Genomic DNA, 16,952 nt, shown 5'->3' on the forward strand with positions numbered 1-16,952 from the left:
GACTTTGCCTAGTCTTCGACAACCTGCACCACAGCATCGATCCCCTTCGACTTTAGAATATCGACGTATTCTTTTTGTATCGCCGGATCCTCGTCGCCCATCGGAATCATGGTCCAGGCCGGATTGCGGAAGCGATCGTGGCTGTATTTCGGGCTGTCGCCGCGCATGGCGAAATGGCGCATGGTGCCTTTGCCGGTGTTGAAATGGCCGTGCCACATCAGATCGTCGGGGGAATAGATGGTGCCGACTTTGAACTCGTGGCGCTGCCGCTCCTCGCCGTCTTTCCAAAGCACGACGAACCCTTCACCCTGGGTGATAATGATCACCGCGCCGGGGCCGTGGCGATGAAACGTGCTGCGGCAGCCGGGAGGGAATTCCGACACATGGCAGCCGTAGGTCGTGTCGGCCAGCGTAAAGCGCATGTGCTTGACGTTTTTGCCTTTCATCGGAAAGTCGTCAAGCGGGAATTCATTGACGTCGGGCACCAAGTTGGTTTCCCAGTAGCGGTCGGTCACATGCTTGTTGTAGCGCAGAAACTCATCGCCGGCGTGAAAGCGATCGCGAAAGTCGAAGGGGTTACGGAAGATAAAATCCTGGTTGTGAAATATGTTCATCATTGCCGGGCAAGTGGTGCCGACAAACAAACGCACCGGCTCCTTTGAACCATTGAAGTGAATGTAAGAAGCGTTGAGCGGCATCGCAAAAATCGCGCCGGTCGCCCACTCGAACGTCACCTTGCCCACCCCCTCCTGCCACACCGAAGTGGCGCCGCGCCCTTTGGCGACGTAGACGATCTCTTCGAACAAGTGGCGCTGCGGCAGCGTCTGACCGGCCGGCGGGATCTCGCAAATATAGGCATCGGTGCGCTGCTGATTGGAAAGATTGACAAAGCTGCCGAGCACGCCCATGCGCTCCCACTTGCCCAACGCTACATCAAGCACGTCGGCAATGACGTTGCCTCTGACGATGGGAATCCCTTCTTTGGCTTGCAACAGATCGTAAGGCGTCGGGCCGAAATCCAAGTGTTCGCGAAACGGCAACAGCATGAGGCGGGCTCCTTGATTAATTTTTCTTCTTGTTATCAAAAAGAACGACGCGCGACCAGTCGCGCTTGCAAGGAGAAAATCTTATGACGCGAAATGCCTTCACCAGCCTTCTGTTAATTTCGCTTTGTCTCGGCGGCAGCCAGGCCGACAGCGCCACCCAGCTAACCCGCGTGCTGCTCACCACCGGTTCGGTGAGCGAGCGCGAGGCGGCGATCTACGTGGCCCAGGAGCAGGGCTACTTCCGCAAGTACGGCCTCGACGTGCAGTTTGTTCAAGCGCGCAGCGGGCCGGTGGGCATGGCGGCGCTCAGTTCCGGCGAGTCGCAGTTTCATTGGGGCTCGGTCTCCGGTGCCAATCTCGGCGCCATCGCCGAAGGGGCCGATATCGTTTTCGTCGCCGGCTTCATCAATCGCTTGACCGGCATGTTCATGGCGCAGCCGAAAATCAAAACGCCGGCCGAGCTCAAAGGCAAAAGCGTCGGCGTGAATAGCCTTAGCGGCGGCGGCTGGATTTTTTCCATGTTGACGCTCGATCATTGGGGCCTCTCGCCCGAGCGCGACAAAATACAGTTTCGCTCCCTGGGCGACCAGACGGTGATGGTGCAAGGTTTTCAGACCGGCATCGTCGACGCGGTGTTGGTCGGCTATGCCCATGGCAGAAACTTGCAGCACAAAGGCTACACGGTGCTCGCCGACGTGGAGAAATTGCCGATCGCCTATCAGGGCTCGGGGCTGATGTCGCGGCGCGCCTTCATGAAGTCCAATCCTGCCGTCGCCGAAGGCGTGTTCCGCGGCCTCCTCGACGGCGTCAACTTCATTCGCAATCCGGCCAACAAAAGCGAAGTGATCCGCGCATTGGTGAAAGGCATGCGGCTGCGCGGCCCGGAGGACGCCGAAGAAGGCTATCAAAGCCTGCCGACGCTGTACGACAAGAAAATCTATCCTAGCGCAGACGGCATCCGCAACGTTATTCGACTGCTGGGCGGCACCAACGAGAAGATTCGTCGCCTCAGAGCTGAGGATCTGGTCGAGGACAGTGTGCTTCGTAAACTAGAGAAAGAAGGACGCTTTTAGCCACCGGTCCATTGTCCAGTGAGTTAGCTCCCCCCCCTTGAGCGACCAGCGCTGCAAGAATTTGTGTGCGTCGAAGCGATAACCAGGATTGGCCGGTTGTGCTTTACCCAAACGTTCGAGCACCCGCGCGGTGGAACGTAACGAGCCTTCGATGAAGCCCTGGTAGTCGGAATAGGCCTCACCGCAGACATGAACGTGCTTTTTTCCTTTTTCACCGCTTAGCGAAAACGCCTCCAACTCATCCATCACCTCCCAAGATTTCTGTCCCGGGCGCCAGGCGTGGCAAGCGCCGCCGTAGGGCTCCTTGCCCCAATCGCGGATGCCGCAGGCACGCAAATGGTTCAGCGTAAAATCGTTATGCTCGTAGTCGCGCGCATACTGGACAAAGCGGCGCCACAAACGCGGATTCGGCGTGTCGTATTCCGAAGTGACGCGCCTGTCCCCCAACTCCCAAATTTTTGCCGCCTCCTGATGAATGATGCGCTGATAAAAAATCTCTCCGCCTTGATTCTTGTCCGCGCCGGCGATGTCTTCGGTGATATATTCCGTCCAGAATTGGGTCGCCGGGCGGTCGGTGTAGACCATGATCATGCCTTTGGTCTTCTTGGCACTCTTGGAATAGTGCAGCTCGCGCGTCGGCAGATCGCCCGCGTAGCGGTTGGCCGGCCGATTGTCCTCCCACCACGGTTGATCGATCAGGAAAAATGCTTTGAGCAATGGAATGCCGACGACCGTGTTCAGCAGTGCCGCTTGCTTGGTTGGCAAACTGAGCTTTTCCAGCGGTCGTTTCGGCAGGGCGAGAAATAGCTCGTGGCACGAAAAGCTTGCCGTGCGTCCGGCGCCAACGTCAAACGTCAGATTCATCTGACCGCCATCTGGCGCCAGCCGAACCAGCTTGTGCTTTTTCTTGATGACAATCCGCGGATCGCTGCTCAGTTTCGCCTCCGCTTCGTGAATCATCAGGCCCATGCCGCCGGCGATGCCGCGCAGCGAGCTCGAGGTTTTGAAAGCACGCAGCCAAAAAATTAACCACTCGGCAGCGTTAGGATTTTCCGGAATCAGATGGTAGTAGCTCGCCCAGTCGCGAATCCGCACCACGGCGAGATGGCTCAACACCTCGCTCAGCAAATTCCAGAAACCCATGTCGAATAGATAGACGTCGTTGACTTTAAGCCGGCGCCGAATCGTGTCGTAATCATTTTCGGTTAAATTCGAAATCCAATCGCGCAACTCGCCCTTCCAATAGCGTCGCCGCACCGAGCTGTTGCCGAGAAACTGGCGCCAATATTTCCTGGCCTGCGGATTCCACACCGCGGTGGCGTGCGTTTTCGCGGCGCCGCGCTCGGCTTCCTGTTCAAGTTGTTCGTTGATCAGCTCACAGATGCGCAGCATCGCCAAAAGCAGGAGATCGAGGAGCGAATGCTGCTCGGCCTCCTCGCCGCGCAGGGTAAACTTGGGCTCCGCCGGTTCTTCCGCCGCGTAGGATGGAAAAGGCTTCAGATCGTGAATATCTTCGACGTCGCTGTCAGGTTCAGTAATCCCGACGTAGGACAGCAGGTCGTTCAAAAGCGGCTGCTCGCGCGGCTCGATGCGCATCGGGCCAAACTCGGCGCGCAGGCAATCGGTGGAACCACCGTCTGTCTGGCCATACGGCATCGTGTCGGTGGCCAAGCCGGCTTCGCCGGGCTTGATCTCAATCGACCAGGTTTCAATACGGCCGCCCAAGCGCTCCGACGCTTCATAAAGCGTAATCGCCACCGCATTTTTCTTCAGCCACTCCTTGCTGATGGCCTTGCCGCCGATCGGCAATGCCTCCTTCACGTTTCCGGAGCTGATATCGTTCAACCGTTTTTGCAGTTGCAAGCAACAATAAATGCCGGCAATACCGCCGCCCACCACGGCGATATCTAGTTGACTGTCGGCAGGGTTAGTCGCCATGAATTCATCCTCCTCAGTGTTGCGCCCTGATTATCAAGACAAGACGCCATCGGTCAAACCGCGAGCAAATTTTGCCTCGCCAATCTTCGTTGCAAACCGTCACTCGAAGGGTTAAGGCATGATCGTACGACAGATGTCTGACTGGAATAAGGAGAACCCCCTATGTGGTACTTAGTCATGTCCCGTTCGCTGCCGGAAAAAAAAGACGAGCAACAAAAGAACTATGAAGATCACCGCGTTTGGCTCGACGACCAACACAAAGCCGGCCGCTTGATGTTCTCCGGCCCGACCACCGACGGCAACTACGGCGTCTACGTCATGCTGGCGAAAAATCTCGACGAGGCCAAAGCCCTGGCCGCCACCGACCCGCACCACCAGCGCGGCATCCGCAAAATGGAAGTCCTAGAGTGGCGCGCCCACCGGGCATTTAGATTGGATCGAACCATCGAAGACGTCGAGAAGATGGCGCGGGGATAGCCAATATCCGCTACTCGGCTTGGCCTTGCTTGGCGAAGAAATTTTCCAACACCGCACAGATCGTCGGGATAAATACTGTGGCAACTTGACGTACTCGACAATCAGCCGCGCGGCTTCGAGTATGTCCCTCAAGCGGCCGAGTTGGTCAGCTTGCATATAAGCAGACAGCCGTACGGAGTATGTGCTCGCGGGCGAAACGGTTGGAGGAGTTCTCTACAGATTGACGCAGGACAAAATCTACCGGGTAACTAACCAACTCCTCCGCTTCTCCGGCCATTTTAAGGAAGCTCGGCGGTCGATGTATGCGCAGTGTCGTCGAGCGTCTCCCACAAGTCGACATCATGGATCGGATTACTTTGCTCACTCACTGCCGACCCGAATAACTCCAAACGCCGAATGCGGTACTTCTCACAAAATGGCCGCAACCGTTTGCTGAGAAATTCTGGAGTTGGTTTTTGCGGACTCGCAATCATGCGACAAAGATGGACGGCCCATCATATACTTGCAAATTGCCTCATTTTCCCAAACTAAACTCGTAGATATTCGCTTCCCAAGGTGAGAAGCGGTCGCTGAACGATTGTCCATTGCCGAAGACCTTGCCGGTGCGCAGGTTGCGCAGCGCGCGCACCGGCAAGGCAATGCGCATCGAAATTTCTTTCACATCGCTGCTCCCAGTGTCGAGTATTTCGGGCGCGTTTTTCAGGATCGCTAAACAATAACGATTGCGATTGCGCCATAACAACGACTCCATCCACGGTTCACGGCCGGCGGCGCTGGCGATTTCGACGCGGGGCCGCAGCCCGGCGTTATTCAGTACCTTGCCCACGACCTCGCGCCAGGCGCCGCCCATTGCGCCGGCACGAAAATAAAAATCCGAATAGGCCAATGGCGTCAGATTGAGATACAGCGCGCGGCCCTTGTCCGCGCCACGCCGGACCAGCACATGCGCATCGCCGGCTATCTCGAAAACTGAACCTGGGCTCGCCCGTGTGCCGCGCTCGTGCACGATCATCGCGCCAAATTGCAGCGCGCCGCGATAAGCCGTCAAGCGTTCGGCAAACGGCTTCTCGTATTGTTCGGCATCGACCTCGGTGATGCCCTCGCCGTTTAAATAGCCGCGCGTCTCATCGCGCACGATGCCGAAAATATCATCCAGCGCACCGACTCTGCGACCGCGCCCGGTCTCGCTCAAAAGACCGCAAAGGGCATCGGCGATCAGCACACCGCCATTGCCAACGAACTGGCGCAGCGCCTGCGCTTCGCGCTCCGAGAGACAAAGGGTCTGCGGCAAAATAATCACCTTGAAACGCTTGGCAAGATCGACGCGCTCCTCCTGCACATCCAAGTAGCTGACAAAATCGTATTGATAGCCCAAGTCCTCCAAGATTTTGCACCAGGCAAAGCGCAGTCGGGCCGAGGATAGATTGTCGTCATCCATGCGCGTTAAGCGGTTAGGCCAGGATCTACCGTGGACGATGCTGTCGATCGCCCAGCCGGCGCGGATACTCGAGTGCGAGTAGTAAATGCCGATGGGATCGGCATCCAGGTAGCTGTCCGGATGGAGAATAAATTCCCCGGCGCGCCCCTGCACTTCACGAAAAACCGGCGCCAGATTCTTAATCTTCGGCGCGAGCTCGCGCCGGCCCTCAGTCTCGCTGAACCAGCCTTCGGGCCAAACGATCGTCGCTTGTTGACCGTGCGCCAGCCGATGCCACAACGTCCAGGCGCTGCCCTTCTCTGAGAAACGCGCGTCGTAAGTCTGCACATGGGGCCGGCGTGGCCGATTCCAAAAGGAGCGGACAACCTCGTTAGTGGCACCGAAATCGCTCGCCTCCATCCACTGCACGGCGCGCGTCAGCAAGGCGTAGTCAAAGCCGCCGTAGGCCGAGGGCTGCTGCCCGCCGACAAAACCTGCCGGAATTCTTGCATCGAGGCTATTGCTATAACGCGTGAGATCCGCCAGCACCTGAGCGAACTGGTAGTCCATAAAGTGGCGCCATTCGAGCCACTGGGAGAGATTCCAACTCGACAACGGCGGCTGGGTCGCGTTCTTGCGCGCCTCGTCGAAGCCCATCGGTTGGATAGTTGCGAAAGATGCAAACGAGGTTGCCCACGCGCCGTTCAGTTTATCGATCGTGCCGTAGCGCCGCGCCAGCCATTGGCGATACCACGCCAACGATTGCGGATGGATATCGACCTCGACGGGATTGTTAAACGCGCCCAGCGAGATTTCGTCGTCGAATGCGTAGGCGTACACCAGCCCTTTTTTCGTCACAGCGATATTTTCGCGCAGCCAGGCTTTCAGCTGCTCGATGGTTTTAGGGTCAGCCAGGCTATGGGGACGAACTTGCAGGGCGGCCTTGCGCGAAATTTTCTGCTGGACATCTTTTTGGAGAAAAAGAATCCCTTTGCCGGCGGCGTGATCGACGTAGTAGGGAAATTTCTTCTCCAGCGAGAAGCGCACGCGATCCTCCGCGCCGGCGCCGCGATCGATATGAAAGCCGCGCAGCCCGGCTTTTTCGTAGAGCGAAAAATCGCGCCGTACGTCGTTCTTGTACTGCCAGACGAGAATGGTGAATTGTTTCCACGCGGCACGCTGGCGAATGATCCGCAGCGGTTCGAGGGGCGCGACCGGATAATCGCTGGTAACCGGCACCTCTGCCGCCAAGCCGAGGACCGGAGGATCGACGGCAACGCTGCCAGCAACAAGGGCCGCACGCTGCAGAAACGCACGACGGGATATTTTCTGTTCGGGCACGTAGGGGCAGTTTCTGAGATATCAGAGGGCGCGATGTGTCGCGGCCCGACATTCCTATCTGTCCTTTTGCGCTAAGCCGGCGTGCTCAACATCGGGGCCTGGAAGGTCGCCATCCCGAGAACGATCTTTGCCATATCTCCAATCTCCTACTTGCCGAAGGCGAGCGCCTGCTTCTTGCTGATTTCGTCGCGAATCGCCGCGCCAAACACACTTTCAAAATATTTTTCACCGACTAGCTGATCGACCAGGCTGTTGTCGACACCGCGCGCATGCAGTAGGCAGCTTCGGGTGCCTCGAGCGTCGCCGCGCCGTGTCGCGGAACGCTACCAAGTCCTCGCCCAGTAGCGCACGCGTATCGGCGGACAATCGCGTGTCGGAATTTCGTCCGACAGCAGCGCAGGCAACCAATAACACCGCATTAGGCGGCCCATCGGCGTGCCCGGACCAACTCGCGTTAAAAGGTTGTTTTCCTCGCGCGAAAGCATGCTTCTTCAGCTACTTAGAAGCTACCCTCCGATTGTTCTCTCGACTACTTGATCTTGAACACGGCTTTTGCGTTATCACTGAGAATCTTCTGTTTATCCGCAGCACTGAGGAATTCGATATTCTCAACCAGAGGTTTGACATGATCCATAGACCGCCCGCTCGCAGGATCGATGGAAGAACCAGTCCCTGGACACTCCGTGCCGAACAAACACCGGTCGACGCCGACTACTTTGATAAGCAAACGGATCGCCTCTTCGGTATATAGCACCGTATCGTAATAGAGCTTGCGCATACCATCGGAAAAACGCTCGCCGGTACCGCGCCGCAGCGACGGCGCTTCGAAGCGCCCTAGTTGATACGGGATCGCACCGCCGCCGTGGCTGACGACGATTTTCAAATTTGGGAAATCCTTGAAGACATTGGAATTGACGAGACCGAAGACGGCCAGGGTTTCTTCGTTGATAAAGTGCACTGAGTAGGGGGCGCGCTCGGCGCGCGACCCGGTGCCATGTATATGGGCTGGCACATCGAGCTCGCAGAGCTTTTCGTAGAGCGGATACCAGTAGCGATCGCCTAGCGCAGGGGGCTGCTGGCCGTTGTTTTCAAAGGGGTCGGGATTGAGCAGACAACCGACGAAGGCCAGTTGCTTGACGCACCGTTCTAGCTCGGGAATCACGTTTGTGATCGGATCACCGGCGGTTTGCGGCAATCCGCAAACACCAAGAAAAGTGTTGGGAAACAATTTCATCTGGCGATGAATGATATTATTGCACTCCTCAGTGAACCACTGGACGATGCGCGCCGGCTTTTCCGAATGCATCAATTGAAATGGCCGCGGCGAGATCAGTTGCAAGTCAGTGCCGTGGTCTTTGAGATAGTCCAAATGACCCTTAGCCCAATTTTCTTTTTTGTTGGCAGCGGCTCTGATTTCATCGTCGGAAACGTTAACGCCACCGCGCCCGTGGGAGCCGCGTGCCGACAACAGTCCCGCTTTATATGCCCAAAGTTCCGTGGGGGCCGAAACATGCCCATGTACGTCAATCACCATAGCAATTTCCTCCGGCAATTCGATTGTTTATCTAACTAAATGTGATGCCATTCTTAGCTCGAACGGCAAAAAACTACAAACGGCAGATATCGAACATGTTGATTTCATCGATGAGCTTCATCAATTGTTCCTATGACCACGGTCTCCAATACCACCTAAGCAGCAATTTTAGATGCACATCCATGGCAGGATAAGTGACAAAGTAGCAGATGTGTTAAAAAATATTTCAATCGGTCTTGAACTTGTTGAATATATTAAGTATTAGTAACCATCATTTTCAAGGAGGTGATTATGGCTCTAGATTTGCGCTCGGTAGTCGCGAGAGACATCGCAGACATGGAGAGGTCTATTTCGCAAAAAACTGCGGAGGTGAACCAACTCAGACAACAATTGCAGGACTACAAAAGCGCGCTCAGCTTCCTGAGCAAAGGCAGAGGGAGCGTGCGTGTTTCAGGGCGACAAAGAGGCCCACGCTCAACTTTACGCTCGGGACTCGACGATCTTCCCGAGGTATTTAACAGCTCCGATTTCGTCGAAGCCGCATCCGGCTCAGGGAAAGACCCACGTTATTTACGCCAGACCCTAGTGCGCTGGGCGGCCCAAGGAAAAATCAAGCGGATGGAACGTGGCAAGTATCGCAAGGCTTCGAGCAGGGCTCAATCGAACGGTCACGTGCGCGTTGCTGCACCGGCAGGTCAGCGAGGACCGCGCAGCAGTTTGCGCAACGTCCTCGAAGTGCTGCCTGGCACGTTCACCAGCGCCGATTTCGTCAAAGCCGCGGCTGGCTCGCGCAAGGACCCGCACTATTTGCGCCAGACTCTGGTGCGCTGGGCAGCTCAGAAGAAACTGAAGAGACTCGACCGCGGGAAGTATCGCAAAATGAAATAGTGGCTGTGGGCTTACGCACCGCTATGATTCAGCCGATCGGATTGACCAGCGGTCACTACGAATGCCGCTCGCTGGCCGAGACATTGCCGGTCCTAACCGACCTTTTGGCAATGACGGTAGAACATCAAGCAGACGGCATCGCCACACTCAAACATCCGAATACGGCGTGGCGGCTGATCGTCCACGAGGGCGGAGCCGCCGCGCCGGAAAAGACTTTTGACAATCATTACGGCTTTCGCGTCGATAGCCACAAAGAAGTCGCAGCGGCATGGCAGTACATCGATGCTCATAAGGACCAATACCGCCTGAGCAAGATCACCAAGCCGCAAAAGGCCCACTTCGCCTACTCGATCTATTTTCTCGAACCCGGCGGCAATCACCTGGAGATCGAATATTACAACCCAGGCGGTTCGCTGCATGGCCGTTCGCACACCGCCGGCCATTGGGAAAATCCGCTCAGTAGCGAGCAATTCCCCAACCGCGGCTACGTGCCGCAAGCCCTCACCCACGGCACTCTGCAATGCGACGATGCCGAGAAAACCAAAAATTTTCACACCCAGGTGCTCGGCTTGGAGCTTGCCGGGGGCATGAACGAAGCGGTTTATATTAAACACGCCGCGACACCGTGGTACATTGTCATGCTGGCGCGCAGTGCGCGCCAATACTTGGCTCCGGTGAATCGCTTTACTCTTCAGTTAGCTTCGGCCGAGGCTGTCGAGCGGGCTAATCAAGAATTTACCAGGCGCAAGAGCGAGCTCGCTATCCACGAACTTGGCAAAGTGGAAGACAGCGCGGGGCGAGCCAACTTTATTTTCAGCGACCTAGACAAGAACTGGTGGGAGCTAACCTCCTAACCTTCCCTTTCTCACCTCCTGATGACCGTGAGCTTCACGGCGAAATTGCCCTGGAAAAAGTTGCTCTGCGCGGCACCAGTGCCGGCATCAAGACCATAACAGCTGGTGAGCAAGACCAGCCCAATCAACTTACGCAAAGATAGCGTCATGAGAAGGACTTCTCAATGTAGCGCGCCGCTGCGATCGCCGCCGTCGCGCCGTCCCCCGCCGAGGTGATCGCCTGCGATGCCGAGTCGACTCGAATATCACCGGCGGCAAAAAGCCCGGCGCGCTCAGTCTGCATCGAGACGTCGGTCGCCACATGGCCGCTGTCGCTGAGCTTAACGAGATCGCGCAGCAGAGCGGTATTCGGTTTTAAACCCGTGTAGACAAAGACACCGGCCAACTCGACTGCCGATTTCTCCCCGGAGGCGACATTGCGGATACGCACGCCGGTAACAACTTCGTCACCGAGAATTTCCTCGATCACCGTTCGATGGTGCGCGGTGATCTTGCTGCTGCTAAAGACCCGCTGCTGATAGTTCGCTTGGCCGCTGAAACGCTCGCCGTCGTTGAAGACAAGCACGCGCTCGGCATAGTTTGTCAGCGTCAACGCTTCTTGCAGCGCCGAATCGCCGCCGCCGCCGACCGCTACTGTTTGGCCGTTGTAGAGCGGCCCATCGCAACTGGCGCAGTGGCTCACTCCCCCGCCCTCAAGTTTTTCTTCGCCGGGCACACCGAGACCTTTGGGCGTCGAGCCAGTGGCCACGATCACCGCCTTCGCCTGATGCTTGTCGCCGTCGCTACTCACCAACCAAAAGCGCCCTTGGGCCTCGATGCGCGAAACTTCAGCGCGTGAAAACTCCGCTCCGGCATCCCCTGCCTGGCGCTGCAAGTTGGGACAGAGCTCATAACCCGCCACGCCGTCGGGAAACCCAGGAAAGTCTTCGATCTTCTCGATGCTAACCAAATGGCCGCCAGGGATATTCGCTTCAAACACTAGGGTCGACAACCCTTGACGCGCTGCGAACAAACCCGCCGTCAAACCCGCCAAACCCGAACCGACAATAATCACATCGTAATTTGCCATTTTCTCTAGGGGCAAAGGCTACCGCCACAAGCGCGGGCGAATTTTCCGCTTTCCGTTTTCCGCTTTCATAATTTTCGTCGCCCTACGTCTCACGGCCCAGGTTTTGCCTATCTCCATTTATCTAACGATATGGTTTTCTGATAATTGCAATCCATAATCCGCCACTAGCCGTTGGTCTCGCCGCCGACCACGATGACATGAATCTCTTCGGGCTTGAACATGCGGATCATTTGATCCGGCGCAGCCTTGAGCTTCGACGCATAGGGTTCTTCGCCAAAGGTCGCTCGCGGATAGATATAATTCTGAATCAACTGATAGTCCCAAGTTTTCGGATCGTCCTTGGTGTAGACGTTGTTCATCTCGACCAACTTGGTTTGCACCGACGGCAGATGCTCGGCAAACCAATTTTGCATCTGGCGCAAGAACAATCCGGAATCGTCAAAGCGCGGATCGACCAGGTAAACCGTCTTGCCGTCCAAGCTGTCGAGCCGCGGCGCCATCGCCTTGGGTGTGATCTTCGGCGGGCAGCCCATCGGATTGAGCACGGAGAGTTTTTCACCCTGCGCCATAGCCAGTTCCTTCACGTTCGATTTACGTCTCTGCTACCACGGCGCGCGAAAAATTCCCAGGGTTCGAGCGCAGATTGCACTATGAGAAATACTCCGGTAGCCTCACAACCCTATGGGATCGGTCCTGCGCATTGTGCTGGCGGTGGTTTTCGTTGTCAGCTATATCGCCAGCGCCCACACTGGCCTCACATCACAAGGCAATCGATTCGATTTGGCCCATAAAGGCGCGAACCCAGCCGCTGCGATGTTAGCCGAGATCGCCGAGGCGGGTGAAACCGAGCCCATCGGCCACGCGCTGCCGGCAAGCGTGCTATGCCCACCTGCTCGCGCTGACACAATGCGCACAACGCCGGGCCTCGATGAGCGAACCCACCGTCACCGGCCGCACAATGACCTCTACAGTCTCAATCTCGTCTTGCTGATTTGATCTCTCTCCGCCAGCCAGAACGTGCACGTTATCGCTAACGCGAGTCGCTTTGGCGAGTCGACAAGGGCTTACCCGTCAACAGAGCACGCCGCTCTGCAGGAGAGAGAGATGAGCGATTTTCCAATTTGGATGAAGTTACTCGTTTGGGGAACGATCGGTCTGACGGTCGCCTACAGCGCCTGGGGCATGTACAACTCGATCGCCCACTAAATAAACCAAGAGCCGCCAAGCACGTAACTTGGCGGCTCTCTGATCGGCAAGGCTACCGCGAAAATAAGATTAGCGAATCTGAAACGCATCCTTCCAAAGTTTTTCGTAGCGGGGGAATTCTTTGACATCGTCCAGCGTCAGCATGTGCACCGTCGCCGGCCGCACTTTCTCCAACGGCTCAACCTTTGGATGGGCCGGCGTTTCGCCCGCCTCAGCGTAGGCACGCTGCCCTTCTTCACTGACCGCCCAGCGCGCCCAGAGCAGCGCAGTGTTGGGGCGCGGTGCGCCTTTTACGATGGACACGGCGCCGCCTACCTCGCCGATGCCTTCATTCAACAGCGGCAGGACCGGCGCTCCTTTCTTCACCCGCGGCGGGAAGTGATGGGCGTAGCAGGTAAAGCAAACCGGCCGCTGCCCCGCGACCAAAAACTCCGCGAGCTGCGAGTGGCCGCGGTGAAACTCGACATTGTTGAGCGCGATGCGCTTGAGCAGATCCATCGCTTTGTCGTCGCTCTTGTACTTTTTCGCCAAGCCGACCATAATTTGGTAATCGCGCGGCTCAGCCATCAAGGCGTCCTTCCAACGCGGATGCGCCATGTCCTCGAAGCTCTTCGGCTCATCGCCTTTTTTCACCAGGCCGGTATTCCAGCCGATGATGAAAAATTGCGTATCGGTGGCCACCCATTGATCGCTTTTCAACGTCGCCGGATAGGCCGCCGCTTCGGGAATGTTGAGCGGCTCGATCAACTTCATCTCCGAGACCTGCGCAATATAAGGCAGCGCGCTGCCAAACACGTCGGCCAGCACCCGGCCGCCGCGCGCTTCGGCCACCATGCGGGCGATCAACTTGTCGCCGGTGGCGTCGACATGATCGGGGGTAATCGCCGGGAAGCGTTTTTTAAACTGCGGGAAAATAATATCCGCGGAGCGCTGCGACAGCGCCATATAAAGGGTCAGCTTGCCGCCCTCTTTCTTGGCCTTCTCGTAGAGTTCGTCCATCGATTCAGCCTTAGCCGGCGCAGCCGCCGCGCGCACCGCGCCATACGCACTCAACAACAGCGCCACGGCGCTGAGCGCAACTGCGCTGGCGCGGCCGATCTGTTTACAACGTGTCATTCAAGTCCTCCTACAGTGGTAAAATTCTTCCTAAGTTTTGAGTTTTTTTTCGGTTGAATTCAATTCAAACCTGAGCAAAAACCTCGGCGTAGCGTTGGGTTGCCAAGACACTGCCGCAAATAAAGATCGAGTCGCCGGCACGAAACCGAAACTCCGGGTCGAACTCCACCAGCAGGTCATCGCCGCGCTCCACCGCCACCACCGAGCAGCCAGTTTTTTCGCGAATGTGCAAATCCATCGGTAGGATGGTCCTCCAACCCGCGCGCCGATACTTTGACCACCCGTAACTCAGCATCCACCGCCACCGCTTGCTTGCCGAGCAGGCGGGCCGCCAAAATTTGCCCGGAGACCTGACTGATCGACAATGCAAAATCGGCCCCGGCGGCATAGATGCGATCGAGATTCTCAGCGCTGTTGACGCGCGCGATCACCGGCACGTCGGGCGCCAAGTCTTTGACGATGACCGTGGAAAACAATGTCGTCGTATCGGCGCTCAGCGCGACCACTACCGCTTGGACGTTGGCGACGCCGGCATCCTTCAGAACTTTCGTGTCGAGCACGTTGCCGACGATGTCGACCCAGGGTCCGGGGCGGTTGTCAATCAGCACCGTCTCCTCGCCGGCGTCGTTGAGCAGCTCGACGACTTTGCGGCCGACTTCGCCGGCGCCGCAGACCAGAAACGCGCCGTGGCGGCGCAGCCGCTGGGCGCCGGCGCAGGCGTCCATGAACTTCTGCAAACTCTCCGGTGCCCGCACCAAGATCAAGATATTGCCGGCCTCGAAACGAAAGCCGCGCGGCAACGGCGCGATCAGTTTGCCGCCGGCCCACAGGCCGATCACCGTCACCCCGGCATGCTGGCCAATGCCCGCTTCGGCGGACTGTAGTGAAAGATCACCAAATGATCCTTGGCATCGACGGTTTCCTTGGGCAGCCTCGTTTCGAAACGCTCTTCGAGAAACGGGATCAGGTAAATGGGAAAGATCAGAAAAATGAAGAACACACCGGTGAACTGTATCAGCACAACGTAGGCCACCATCACCGGATGGCGCCAAGAAGTATCGCCGCCATATCCCGTGGTGGAAATGGTGCCCGCCGCCCATTGCAACGCCTGCCAGAAGCTGCGCGGCTCGCCCTGCAGATAATACATGCCCAACATGTAGAGGCAGGTGGTCACCGACAGCAGCGTGAAAAAACCGCAGACCAGAATCAACAAGCGTTTGTGTGACCGAAGCATGCGGCTAGGCAAGCGGCGGGCAGGAGCGGCGCGATGGGTTCATGAAATTGGCAACAACTTTTCCGACTTGATTAGCACGCCGGCACGGCGCCAATCAAGTTTGCTCAGGCAACTGCGTATGATTTACATTGCTTTTCCTCCCCTAGCCAGATAAAAAGCGGGCGGTCAAATCGTTTCCATTGGGAGGTGAGCATGCAGCTACATTCTGTTGTCGTCGTGTCGCTAGTCGCGGCCCTCGCCGTCCTGCCTGCCGCCCACGCGCAGGCGCCGGCCGCGACGACCCTTCTGCAAAACAGCGCGCGCGCCATGGGTGGCCTCGCGGCGCTACGGGCGGTCAACAATCAAATCGTCGAAAGCGAAGGCAAACAGTTCGACTCGTCCTCGACCCAGCAGCCGCTCGGCGCGACGCGGCAGATCAGCACCTTTCGCTACACGCTGACGCGCGATCTGAGCCAACCGAAGCTGCGCCTGGAATGGGACGGGCGCAACTCGGCGCGCAATGAGAATGTCCGCTTCGTCGAAGTCATTGACGGCAACATCGGTATGCTGCAAGAAGGCGCGGGCAAGCAAACCCGCCTGCACCCCGGCCGCATGGCGACGCGCCTGCGCGAAGAACTGCGCAATCCGGTGAAACTCGTGCTAGCAGGCCTGGCGCACAAGGGTCTGCAGCGCCGCGCCGACGCCGAGCTCGACGGCAAGACGCACGCGGTGGTTTCTTTCGTTGAGAATGGCGATGAGTTTCGCGTCTACCTCGACCCGCAAAGCCACTTGCCGACCCAAGTCGAAATACTCGAAAGCGACCCCCTCGAAGGCGATAGCAACTATACCTTGCGCTACGGCGATTGGCGCAAGGTGGGCGCCCTGACCTTGCCCCACAACCTGCGCTACGAGCTCAACGGCAAGGCGCTGCTAGAGGAACAGATCAAATCGTTCCAAAACAACGTCAGCTTCGTCGCCGACCCGTTTGCCATTCCCGACGCCGTGCGGCAGCAAAAGACCGACACCGCGCCGATTGCTTCCCAATGGATCCTGCGCCGCGTCGCCGGCAACGTAAGTTATCTGGATTTTGGCCGCCCGCCGACGGTGGAGTGGCAGCGCTTGGCCGACGGCGTGCACAAGATCACCGGCACCGGGCACGCGACGATTCTCGTCGAGATGAACTATCACCTGGTCGCCATTGAAGGGCCGCTCTACGATATGCGCACCAAACCGGTGGTACAGTCGATCAAAGAAAAGTTTCCCAACAAGCCGATCCGCTACGCCATCCCGACACACCATCATCTAGATCACGCCGGCGGCATCCGCGCCTTCATGGCCGAAGGCGCGACCATCGTCGTGCCGCTCAATGCGCAGAATTTCTACACCAAAGTCGCCCGCGCAGCGCACAGCCGCAAACCCGACAGCCTAGAGCGCACGAGGACCGGGGTCGTTATTGAATCGTTTGGCGGTGGGCCGAGAATACTCACCGACGGCGCCCGGCGGGTTGAGATACATCCGCTGCCGACGTCCCATGCCGACGACCTTGTGGTGGTTTATCTGCCCGGCGAAAAGATCTTGATCGAAGCCGACCACATCAGCCCGCGCAACGGCCAAGTGCGCACCGCGCCGCTGGTCAAAGAATTCGTCGATAAACTCGACAAGCTAGGCCTCGACGTGGCGACGATCGTCGGCATCCACGGCGACCAGGCGAGCCTGCAAGCCGCCAGAGCCGCGGCGAAAATCGATAAATAGGAATCGCGAGCGGTGAGGCGTCCCCTTA

At 57.6% G+C, this 16,952-nt stretch carries 15 protein-coding genes; 6 read left to right on the forward strand and 9 right to left on the reverse strand.

The window, feature by feature from the left end:
- Positions 1–8: 8 nt before the first annotated feature.
- A complete protein-coding gene (locus FJ145_13330) occupies positions 9–1,046 on the reverse strand; it encodes a hypothetical protein (GenBank protein ID MBM4262397.1) in 1,038 nt (345 codons plus the stop codon).
- 83 nt (positions 1,047–1,129) lie between these two features.
- Here FJ145_13330 and FJ145_13335 point away from each other — a divergent pair, with 83 nt between their 5' ends.
- Entirely contained in the window at positions 1,130–2,119 is a 990-nt protein-coding gene (locus FJ145_13335; protein MBM4262398.1) for an ABC transporter substrate-binding protein, read from the forward strand.
- Here the strand turns inward: FJ145_13335 and FJ145_13340 are convergent.
- Entirely contained in the window at positions 2,096–4,057 is a 1,962-nt protein-coding gene (locus tag FJ145_13340) for an FAD-dependent oxidoreductase (protein MBM4262399.1), read from the reverse strand. The two genes, FJ145_13335 and FJ145_13340, sit on opposite strands and share 24 nt — an antisense overlap.
- Before the next feature lie 162 nt (positions 4,058–4,219).
- Between FJ145_13340 and FJ145_13345 the strand changes: the two genes are divergently transcribed.
- Positions 4,220–4,534 (forward strand): hypothetical protein, encoded by a 315-nt coding sequence (locus FJ145_13345; protein MBM4262400.1) that lies wholly within the window; start codon positions 4,220–4,222, stop codon positions 4,532–4,534.
- A gap of 514 nt (positions 4,535–5,048) precedes the next feature.
- Here the strand turns inward: FJ145_13345 and FJ145_13350 are convergent.
- Both FJ145_13350 and FJ145_13355 read right to left on the reverse strand, forming a co-directional pair.
- On the reverse strand, positions 5,049–7,292 hold the full coding sequence (locus tag FJ145_13350) for a hypothetical protein (protein MBM4262401.1): 2,244 nt from the start codon (positions 7,290–7,292) through the stop codon (positions 5,049–5,051).
- Positions 7,293–7,821: 529 nt separating this feature from the next.
- The gene (locus FJ145_13355) at positions 7,822–8,826 is read right to left on the reverse strand and encodes an amidohydrolase (protein MBM4262402.1); all 1,005 of its coding nucleotides are present in this window, start codon (positions 8,824–8,826) and stop codon (positions 7,822–7,824) included.
- A 291-nt stretch (positions 8,827–9,117) separates the two neighbouring features.
- Here FJ145_13355 and FJ145_13360 point away from each other — a divergent pair, with 291 nt between their 5' ends.
- Both FJ145_13360 and FJ145_13365 read left to right on the forward strand, forming a co-directional pair.
- Positions 9,118–9,714, forward strand: a complete 597-nt coding sequence (locus tag FJ145_13360) for a hypothetical protein (protein MBM4262403.1) — start codon at positions 9,118–9,120, stop codon at positions 9,712–9,714.
- 23 nt (positions 9,715–9,737) lie between these two features.
- Positions 9,738–10,568, forward strand: a complete 831-nt coding sequence (locus FJ145_13365; GenBank protein MBM4262404.1) for a hypothetical protein — start codon at positions 9,738–9,740, stop codon at positions 10,566–10,568.
- A 145-nt stretch (positions 10,569–10,713) separates the two neighbouring features.
- Here FJ145_13365 and FJ145_13370 read toward each other — a convergent pair whose 3' ends face one another.
- Positions 10,714–11,637, reverse strand: a complete 924-nt coding sequence (locus tag FJ145_13370; protein ID MBM4262405.1) for an FAD-binding protein — start codon at positions 11,635–11,637, stop codon at positions 10,714–10,716.
- A gap of 164 nt (positions 11,638–11,801) precedes the next feature.
- A complete protein-coding gene (locus tag FJ145_13375) occupies positions 11,802–12,206 on the reverse strand; it encodes a hypothetical protein (protein ID MBM4262406.1) in 405 nt (134 codons plus the stop codon).
- A 112-nt stretch (positions 12,207–12,318) separates the two neighbouring features.
- On the opposite strand from FJ145_13375, the gene FJ145_13380 reads away from it, so the two are divergent.
- Positions 12,319–12,633 carry a hypothetical protein gene (locus FJ145_13380; GenBank protein MBM4262407.1) on the forward strand — a complete coding sequence of 105 codons (315 nt, stop codon included), beginning with the start codon at positions 12,319–12,321 and terminating at the stop codon, positions 12,631–12,633.
- Positions 12,634–12,912: 279 nt separating this feature from the next.
- On the opposite strand, the gene FJ145_13385 is transcribed toward FJ145_13380, so the two are convergent.
- The 3 genes from FJ145_13385 to FJ145_13395 all read right to left on the reverse strand — a co-directional run bounded on the left by FJ145_13385 (position 12,913) and on the right by FJ145_13395 (position 15,059).
- Positions 12,913–13,959, reverse strand: a complete 1,047-nt coding sequence (locus tag FJ145_13385; protein ID MBM4262408.1) for an extracellular solute-binding protein — start codon at positions 13,957–13,959, stop codon at positions 12,913–12,915.
- 64 nt (positions 13,960–14,023) lie between these two features.
- Entirely contained in the window at positions 14,024–14,347 is a 324-nt protein-coding gene (locus tag FJ145_13390; GenBank protein MBM4262409.1) for a hypothetical protein, read from the reverse strand.
- Positions 14,136–15,059, reverse strand: coding sequence for a hypothetical protein (locus FJ145_13395; protein MBM4262410.1), 924 nt, complete (start codon positions 15,057–15,059; stop codon positions 14,136–14,138). Before FJ145_13395 ends, FJ145_13390 begins: the two co-directional genes overlap by 212 nt.
- A 326-nt stretch (positions 15,060–15,385) precedes the next feature.
- Between FJ145_13395 and FJ145_13400 the strand changes: the two genes are divergently transcribed.
- A complete protein-coding gene (locus FJ145_13400) occupies positions 15,386–16,924 on the forward strand; it encodes an MBL fold metallo-hydrolase (protein ID MBM4262411.1) in 1,539 nt (512 codons plus the stop codon).
- Positions 16,925–16,952 lie beyond the last annotated feature (28 nt).

This window comes from Deltaproteobacteria bacterium (genome assembly GCA_016874755.1).
In the GTDB taxonomy this organism is placed as follows: domain Bacteria; phylum Desulfobacterota; class Binatia; order UBA9968; family UBA9968; genus DP-20.